Origin of the sequence: Streptomyces pathocidini (genome assembly GCF_001418495.1) — a bacterium.
Classification (GTDB): domain Bacteria; phylum Actinomycetota; class Actinomycetes; order Streptomycetales; family Streptomycetaceae; genus Streptomyces; species Streptomyces pathocidini.
Window position 1 is genome coordinate 1 of sequence record NZ_LIQY01000284.1, and the last position, 2,529, is coordinate 2,529.

Annotated in this window: 2 protein-coding genes; one reads left to right on the plus strand and one right to left on the minus strand. The window is 72.4% G+C overall.

The window, feature by feature from the left end:
- Positions 1 to 141: 141 nt before the first annotated feature.
- Positions 142 to 1,266 (minus strand): septation protein SepH, encoded by a 1,125-nt coding sequence (gene sepH, locus AOK16_RS15030; RefSeq protein WP_205627690.1) that lies wholly within the window; start codon positions 1,264 to 1,266, stop codon positions 142 to 144.
- 462 nt (positions 1,267 to 1,728) lie between these two features.
- Here sepH and AOK16_RS15035 point away from each other — a divergent pair.
- On the plus strand, positions 1,729 to 2,529 hold an 801-nt coding region (locus AOK16_RS15035; protein ID WP_055472760.1), incomplete at its 3' end, for a hypothetical protein.

Consider the following 2,529-nt stretch of genomic DNA (forward strand, 5'->3'; position numbering starts at 1 on the left):
GTTCCGGTGTGCCCACCCGTTCCGCCCTGCGGAACGCCTGCCCACACCGGAACGGGAACCCGGCGCTCACGCCGGAGCGGTGACCGCATGCCCACTGCATGGTGAACCGGTGCAGGTTCATGCGTGGGCCCGGGCCGGAGGCTATTCCGGTTTTTTGCTGCGGCGGGTGCCGAAGACGATTTCGTCCCAGCTGGGGACGGCCGCCCGGCGCCCGGGGCGGACCCCGTCGGCCTCGGCCTGCCGATCGGTCGTCCCGGTGAGACGGTCCCGGTGACTGCCGACCGACCGCGGCATCAGCACATCCGCGTACGCAGACCCGGCCCCGGCCGCGGCCGTCGCAGCCGGCTCCTCCGCGGAGGGTTCCGGTTCCTCGTCCGCCTCCTCAGAGGGCGCCGAAGGCTCCGGCACGACCATGTCGCCCCGGAAGCTCGGCACCGCCTCCAGCAGGCTGGTCAGCGAGTCCCGCTCCCCGCCCTCGTCCGGCTCGGACGAGGCCGCCGGCGCGGGCACGCGCTCGGCCCGGTCCACTCGATCCAACCGTTCGGTCCGGTCCAACCGGTCGGTGAGCTCCGGCCGTTCCGGCCGCTCGGGCCGGTCCAGCGGCCGATCCCGCGGCAGCCGCGCGATCCGCGGCACGAACGGAAAGCTCGGCTCCGGGGCGTCGTCCGTCTCGCCGATCAGCGCCCGCGCCTCGTCGTCCACGGCCTGGACGAGCCGGCGCGGCGGGTCGTAGGTCCAGCTCGCGGAGTGCGGTTCGCCCGCGACGCGGTAGGAGAGCAGCACTTCCCAGGTGCCGTCGTCCCGCCGCCACGAGTCCCACTGCACGGTGTCCCGGTCGGCGCCGCGCAGCAGCAGCCGTTCCGAGACGGCATCGCCGAGCTGCGGCCCGGTGTTCTCTCCGGGGCGGCGTACGGGTGTCTTGCGGGCGCGCTCGGCCATGAACGCGCGCTCGGCGAGAACGGGGCCCTCGAAGCGCCGCACCCGGTCGACCGAGATGCCCGCGAGTTGCGCGACCTCCTCAGCGGAGGCACCGGCTCGTATCCGCGCCTGGATGTCCCGCGGGCGCAGATGGCTCTCGACCTCGATCTCGATCTGGCCCAGCCGGGCCCGGTCGTTGCGGACGGCGGCACGGAGCCGCTCGTCGATCGGAAGCGTGTACTCCGTGCTGTCCGCAGCCTTCAGCACCAGCCGTGTGCCGTCGTTGCTGACGGCCACGACACGCAGTTCGGGCATGGGGACCTCCCGGGTGGTGCCTGCCGACGTCACGTGCGTCGCTGCTTCCGCTAGACGAGTGTGGCCTGCCCGGGTGCAGCCTGCCACAACATTGCCGAGTTGCCCGGCGTGTCGGGCATGCGCCCGGATACGCCGTTATGACACGGTTACCAATTCGCAACTCTCGGTGACCGTGTCCGTCGCCCTGTGCGCCGCCACCCATCTGCTGCCGCGGCTTCACCGATCCGAGCGCCGCCTCCGGCCCCCCGGTGGGTCCGGGCGGCAGGACGAGAAACCGGAGCCAGGGCTCGCCACAGTACTCCATTCGGGCCACGTGGGTGGAGCCGCCGCGCCGCGGAAGTTCTCCTCGCGCAAGGGAGTTGAGTGTCCGACTCATGGTGAATCGGGTGGCCTTGTTCACAGAACTCGCCGATTCGGAACTGACCCCTCCGTCAGGGGAGTCCCTTCTGCGTACAAGCACGTCAAGCGGAAGAAACCGGCGATCTGAGGATGGGGATGCGCGAACAGGCGCAAGCTGAGGCGCAGCACAAGGAGAAGCGGCTGGATCTGAGCGCTGCTCAGGTGGCGGGGAGCGCCCTGGCCGCCGTGGCCGCGGCCTTCCTGGCCTCCACGATGGGGGTCTACGGGACGATCATCGGCGCCGGCGTGATGAGCCTCGTGGCCACCGCGGGCGGCTCGCTCTTCCAGCATGTCTTCCGCCGCACCGGCGAGCAGATCCGCGAGGTGACCGTCCAGACCAAGGCCCGGCCCTGGTCCCGGAAGCCGGGCACACACGGTGACGGCGAGGCCGGCTCGCGGACGCTGCCCCAGCCGGAGCCCGGCGAGTACACCGAGGGGACCGTGCACGGCACCCGGCTGCGCGGCTGGAAGCGCACCGGCCTCGCCGCGGGCACCGTCTTCGCCGTCGCCATGCTGGTCATCACCTCCATCGAACTGGCCTCGGGCAGCTCGATGGCCGCGTGGTTCGGCAACGACACCCAGGGCGGTACGAGCATTTCCCGCGGTGTGACCGGCGGCGGGTCCTCGAACTCCGGCGACCACGACACCGACCACGGCCCGAAGACCGGCCCGAGCGGGGACCCCAGCGACTCCTCCGACCCCGACGAGTCCGGCGATTCCACCGGTAAGAGTGGCGGGCAGGGCGGCAGTTCGACCGACGGCGGCCAGGGCGCGGACCAGGGGAGCGGCGACGGCGGGCAGGACGGCGGCTCCGGAGGCGACTCCGGCTCCGACTCAGGCTCGGACTCCGGCGCAGGCGGCGACCCGACCGCACCCGAGACCACCCCGAGCGGTGAG